Below are 6,220 nucleotides of genomic sequence, written 5' to 3'. Positions count from 1 at the left end.
CACTCCGTCAAGCAATTAAGCTTTCCGCACAAAAGCGCGTGACGGCCCCCTTCCCTCGGCTGAGCCGAGGGAAGGGGGCCTTCACGCGCTAAAGAGGGTGTTACGCCTTCATCCGGCGCTGCCGCGGGTCGAAAGCGTCCCGCAGGCCGTCACCGATGAAGTTGATCGTCAGTGAGATCAGCACCAGCACGATGAACGGGCCGAAGAACAACGCCGGCCGGTTCTGCAGCTGCGCGTAGTTCTCGAGGATGACGCGGCCGAGTGAGGTGTCCGGCAGCTGCACCCCCAGTCCGATGAAGGACAGCGCCGCCTCGATCAGCACGGCCTGCGCGACCGCGAGGGTCGCGTTCACCGTGATCAGGCCGACCATGTTCGGCACCAGGTGCTTGAACACGATGTGGAAGGTCCCGGCGCCGGACGCGCGAGCGGCGTCCACGAATTCCCGCTGGGACAGCGACATCGCTTCGGCCCTGGCGATACGGGCGATCGGCATCCAGCCGAAGGCCGCCAGCACCATCGCGACGATGTACCAGCTGCCGCCACCGGCCACCTTCGCCAGGATGGCGGCGGCGGCGATCTGCGGGACGATCAGGAACAGGTCCGTCACGCGTGAGATCGCGGAGTCGGTGAAGCCGCGCAGGTAGCCGGCCATGGCACCGAAAATGGTGCCGATGGTGGTGGCGAGGATCGACACGACGAGCGCGATCAGCAGCGAGTACTGGGTGCCGCGCAGGATCTGCGACACCATCTCCTTGCCGACCTGCGTCGTCCCGAGCGGGTAATCCCCGCTGGGCTTGGCGAAAGACGGGAAGGAGCTGTCTTCGTAGCTGTACGGCCAGAAGATCGGCATGATCAGCACGGTCAGCACGAGGAGCAGCAGCACTGCCGTGCAGATCATGGCGAGCTTGTGCCGGAGGAACTTACGCAGGACCAGTTTGCCCTGGCTCCGGGGCTCGGGCATCGCTTCCGGGGGAAGTTTGCCTTCGGCGGCGGCCGCGGAGTCGTCCGCCTCGATGAGGGAGTTCAAGTCAGCCAACGCGAATCCTCGGGTCCAGGATGCCGTACATCAGGTCGGCGATCAGGTTGGCGATGATGATGCTGCTGGCGATGAGCACCAGCCAGCCCATCATCACCTGCGTATCGCTCTTGATGACGGCTTCTACGAGCAGCTTGCCCATGCCGTTCCAGTTGAACACCGTCTCGGTGATGATCGCGCCCGAGAGCACGGCACCGAAGTTGACGGAGAACAGCGTGGTCACCGGGATGAGCGCGTTCCGGAACGCGTGCCGGAAGATGACCCGGCCGTTGCCGAGGCCCTTGGCCCGCGCGGTCCGCACGTAGTCGGCGTTCAGCGTCTCCAGCATCGAAGCGCGCTGGAACCGGCTGTACGCGGCGAAGCTGATCGCCATGATGGACAGCGTCGGCAGCAGGTACGCACCGATATAACTAGCCAGGAAGCCGCCCGGCCCGTCCAGATTCAGTGATTCCGGACTCGTGGTGCGAATCCAGGGATTACCGAGCACATCGGACAATCCCAGGTCGCGCACCCAGCCGTTGAACTCGATCGCGTACCGCTTGAGCACGATGGCGACACAGAAGATCGGCATCGAGAACAGCAGGAACGCCAGCGTGGTGGCGACGTAGTCGAGGATCGAGTACTGCTTGACCGCCGCGACCACACCGACGAGCACGCCGAGGATCAGCGCGAGGATCTCGGCGCCGACCACGAGTTTCAGGGTGACCTCGAACGCGGCCATGACCTTCGGGAACACCGGGGCCTGCGCGTTGCCCTGCGCGATGGAAACGCCCCAGTCGCCGGTGACGAAGTTGCCGAGCCACGAGAAGTACCGGGGAATGATGCCCTGGTCGAGCCCGAGCCGCGACGCCGTCTCCGCCAGTACCTGCGGGTTCATGGCCGGGTTGCTCTTCAGCTCGGCCAGCGGGTCGCCGGTGCCGGCGACCATGATGAAACACAGGAAAGTCCCGACCAGCAGGACGGGAATCGATATCGCCAGACGGCGAAGAATGTAGATCACCAGGTTCAACGAACTGCTCCTCATCCGGGCCTGGCCGCCGAAGTGCTGGACCGCTGCCCGGTTGTCCACCGTAGTGGCGGTAACCCTACGGTCAACAGCTACTTCCGGCGGGTACGGGGGCCCGGCTTGTGGCCGGGCCCCCCTACCACCAGGATCGCTTAAGCGAGAGGTGAAAAAGTGGGGCTGAGCCCTACTTCTTCTCCCACTCACCGGCGTTCCACAGGACACCGTTGTACGACTGCATGTAAGTGCGGTCGATGCCCTTGAACGCCCACATGGACGGGGTCTGGAACAGCGGCAGGGTCGCGTACTCGTCCGCGAGCGCCGCGTCGGCCTTCTGGTAGCTCTCCAGCTGGACAGCCTCGTCGGTGGCCTTCACGGCCGCCTCGAAGGAGGAGTCGATCGTCGGGTTGGACAGCCCCTGGTAGTTCTGGCTGCTGTCGTCGACACGGGTGATGTAGATCGACTTCTGCTCGGCCTTGAACGGAGCGGAGGACCAGCCGAAGAGCGCGGCGTCGTAGTCGCTGGCCGCGAGACGGCCACCCTTCAGGAAGTTGGCGTCCTGGTCGTCCGTGATCTCAAGACCGGCTGCCTTGGCCTGCGAGATGATGATCTCGACGGTCTGCTGGCGGCGGGTGTTCTGGTTGTGCGAGATCTTGAACGACGCGCGCTGGCCGCCCTTGGCGAAGATGCCGTCCGGGCCCTTGGCCCAACCGGCTTCGGTCAGCGTCTTGGCCGCGGCCTCGGCGCCGAGACCGGCCTTGCTGCTGTACTGGTCCTTGAAGCCGGGCTCACCCGGGAAGAACACGATGCTGTTCAGCGGCGTGGCGTCCGCCTGGACTTCCTTGAGCAGCTTGTCGGTGATCTCCGAGCGGTTGACGACCTCGAAGAACGCCTTGCGCAGCGCCTTGTCCTTGAACATGCGCTTGTAGTTGAGGTCGATGTGCTCGAACGTCAGCTGCGAAGCCGAACCGTAGGTGACGCCCTGGGCGGAGAGGCCCTTCAGGGTGCCGGCGGCGGTGGCGTCGGGCTGGGTCGAAGCGGCGACGTCGATCTCACCGTTCTGCAGCGCGGTCGCCATGGCCTTGGTGTCCTCCATCGCCTTCACGACGATCTTGGAGGGGCCACCCTTGCCACCGATCCACTTCGGGTTCTTCACGAGCGTGACGGCCTTCTGGTTGGCGTCGAACGCTTCGATCTTGTACGGGCCCGAAGCCGGCATCAGGGCCGGGTCGAACTGCTTGAACTTGTTCGTCCAGAAGTCGCCGGCCGCCTTGATCTGGGCCGGGTCACCGGTGAGGGTCAGCTTCGTGATGTCGGGGATGTTCGCGTTCTTCTCGACGATGTGCGCCGGCATGATCGCGGTCGAGTTGAACAGACCCTTGTAGTCCAGGTACGGCTCGGTGTACTTGGTCTCGAAGGTCAGGTCGTCCTTGCAGACCGCCGAGTTGATCAGCTGGTAGCCGGTCGTCGAAGCGGCGAGGAAGGCTTGCTTGCCGTCTGGGCCCTTGGCGCCACCGTTGTGCGACAGCCACGACAGGTACATGTCATCGCAGTCGAACGCTTCGCCGTCGGACCACTTGACGTTCGGCTTGATCTTGTAAACGACCGTCTGCGGCTCCTTGGAGGTGACCTCCCAGGAGTCGAACACGTCGTTGTTCAGCAGCACCTTGTTGTTGCCGTCGAGCACATCGGCGCCGGCGAGCACGGCCGTCAGGATGTAGGTGTTGTACGACGTGTTGGTGTCGGGCGTGTCGTTGTTGTAGCCCGAGTACCCGTCGTCGATGCCCACCGTGACGGTGCCTTCGTACCCCGGGGTGTCCGCGAGCTTGAAGTTTTCGCCGTTCTGCGCCTTGCCAAGCGCCATGGCCTTGATGTCGGTCGACGACCCGTTCTGGTCGGGACTGCCGCTGTCGCCACCGCTGCATGCGCTCAGCACAAGCGCGGAGGCCGCGACCAGCGACCAGGCGGAGACTGCCTTGGACTTCCTCATGAAGTGTGCCCTCCTAGCACTGGGTTCCTGAGATCGGAACAGGACCCCACACCGCTCCGGTGAGATGGCCCGGAGCCTATGACACGCCAAGCAACACTCATTTGGCGCACTGCGGGTGCACGCTAGAAAGGAAATGCACGAACAGTCACCACTTCCGGGGCGATCGTGACCAAAGGGTAACTTGCGGCTGACATCGAGAAATACATTGGTTACCTGGAGGAATCAGTCCGCCACTCGAACGTGCCGGGAAACGTCACGCCTCCGGGTCGAACTTGGACCCGAATCGGCTACTTCGGACCCCGCGTCCAGTTCACCGCGGACCCGAAAGGGCCCACCATAGGAGGACCTGCGGTTACTCCGGAAATACCAGAGCCGATGGCGAGGGTATCGGCCAGCTGGAACAACGGAATGGCAACATTCCGGCGCCACAATTCCGGTTCGAGGGTCGAAAGCGCGTCCGCCACCGGGGTGGTGCCGGTCAGTGCGGCGTCGATCGACGGCTGCAGGGCCGGGTCGCAGAAGCCCAGCGGGTTCGACGGCACCACGGCCTTGGTCTTGTCGGTGAGCTGATCGGGGCGGCAGCCGAAGGCCGACGCCAGTACCGAGGCGACGTCCGCGCCGCCGGTGGCCTGGCCGACCACCGCGATGTCGATGCCGACGTTGCCCGCGCCCTCCGGCGTCGTCTGCTGCACGCCGTTCAGCACCGGCATGGCGAGGAGGGTCGAGAAGAGCTCCCTCGGCTGCGGCGCGATCGCGTTGACCTCGATCCCCGCGGCCACCAGTTGCGCCGTGAGCTCCTTGGCGATCGTCGCGTAGGGCTCCTGCTTGGCAGGCGAGGCGACGACCAGCGAAAGGTTCTTGCCGTTCTTGCGCCAGGTCCCGGCTTCCTTGGTGTACCCGGCGGATTTGAGCAGTTCCTCGCCCTTGGCCGGATCGGCCGCGGACGGCGGGCCGGGTGCCGGGATCGTCGGCTGGAAGCCGGTGGCAGACGGGACGCGGGCCTGCGCGTCGGCGTGGAGCTTGTCCGACGGGCCGCCCTCCGCGGCCTCGGTGATCAGCTTGCCGCGGTCGATCAACGCGGTGACGCCTTCGCGCACCTTGGCGTCCGACAGCGTCGAGCTGACCGGCCGCAGGAGGAGCTGGGCGACCGTCGGCCTGGCGACCGTGTGGAGTCGCACGGCCGAGCCCAGTTCGCCGAGCCGTTTGAGGCCGGTGCCGTCGGTCCTGGTCATCACGAACTGGTCGTTGCCACTGCGCAGGGCGGCCAGTGTGCCGTCCTGATCGCCCGCACGGAGCACGATCCGGTCCAGTGCGGAGGGTTTCTCCCAGTAGCGTTCGTTGCGCTCCAGGATGACCTCTCCGCGCGCGGTGTCGAGGCTCTTGATCGAGTAGGGCCCGGCGACGGCCGGGAAGGTGGTCGCGAGCGCGCCCTGCCAGCCACTCGGGGCGTCCTTGAGCAGATGTGCCGGCAGGAGGTTCGCGAACAGCGTCTGCCAGCCCGGGTACGGCTTGCCGAAGGTGACCTCGACCCGTTTGCCGCCTTCACGCGACTGGATGTCGGAGATCAGCCGGTAGCCCGCGGCGCCGATGACGCCTGGCTGGTCGCGCATCGCCTCACGCAGGTACGCGAAGTCCTCGGCGGCGATCGGCGCGCTGTCCGACCAGGAGGCGTCCGGCCGGATCGTGTACGCGACCGTGAACGGCTGCTGTGAGATGACCTCGGCCGACTTCATGAGGTTCTTGTCGAGCTCGACGCTGCCGTCGTCCTTCGGGCGGAACACCGACGGGAGCAGAAGCTGCGAGAGTGCCGAAGTCACCTGTGAGGCGTCGGCGAGGTTGTGCGGGTTGTAGCCGCCGAGAACGTCGTCGACACCCACGACGACCTGCGAAGGCGTCTTCGTGGTCGAGGTGCTCACCGGCGAGGCCGACGAGCTGACCACGGGTGGCGGTGGAGTGTTGCTGCAAGCTGCGAGGAGCACGGCCGCGCACGCCAGCATGGGCGCCGCTGTGTTCGCTACCCGCACGCCTGATTCCTCCCGGTTTTTTCCCTCGCCATGCTGCCACGATGACCTGAACCGCCGCTGCGAGATTCCCATATCGGCCCGGTCGCCGCGCGACCGGCCGCTGTCCCCCATCCGGTGGACGTGCGGAAGCCCGGTGAGGTTCCCGTCCAAGGCCCGGGAAAACGTTT

At 65.5% G+C, this 6,220-nt stretch carries 4 protein-coding genes; all 4 read right to left on the bottom strand.

Going from position 1 to position 6,220, the window contains the following annotated elements:
* Positions 1-100 precede the first annotated feature (100 nt).
* Entirely contained in the window at positions 101-1,027 is a 927-nt protein-coding gene (locus tag AB0M65_RS27245) for an ABC transporter permease (protein ID WP_364033300.1), read from the bottom strand.
* A 1-nt stretch (position 1,028) separates the two neighbouring features.
* Positions 1,029-2,045 carry an ABC transporter permease gene (locus AB0M65_RS27240; protein ID WP_364033297.1) on the bottom strand — a complete coding sequence of 339 codons (1,017 nt, stop codon included), beginning with the start codon at positions 2,043-2,045 and terminating at the stop codon, positions 1,029-1,031.
* A gap of 181 nt (positions 2,046-2,226) precedes the next feature.
* On the bottom strand, positions 2,227-4,029 hold the full coding sequence (locus tag AB0M65_RS27235; protein ID WP_364033285.1) for an ABC transporter family substrate-binding protein: 1,803 nt from the start codon (positions 4,027-4,029) through the stop codon (positions 2,227-2,229).
* 287 nt (positions 4,030-4,316) lie between these two features.
* Positions 4,317-6,026: an ABC transporter family substrate-binding protein gene (locus AB0M65_RS27230; protein ID WP_364033294.1), complete on the bottom strand. Its 1,710-nt coding sequence runs from the start codon at positions 6,024-6,026 to the stop codon at positions 4,317-4,319.
* Positions 6,027-6,220: the final 194 nt, after the last annotated feature.

Source organism: Amycolatopsis sp. NPDC051071 (assembly GCF_040682875.1).
Taxonomy (GTDB): Bacteria; Actinomycetota; Actinomycetes; order Mycobacteriales; family Pseudonocardiaceae; genus Amycolatopsis.
Note: the sequence above shows the minus strand (reverse complement) of the source record. Positions and strands in the feature narration are given on the sequence as shown.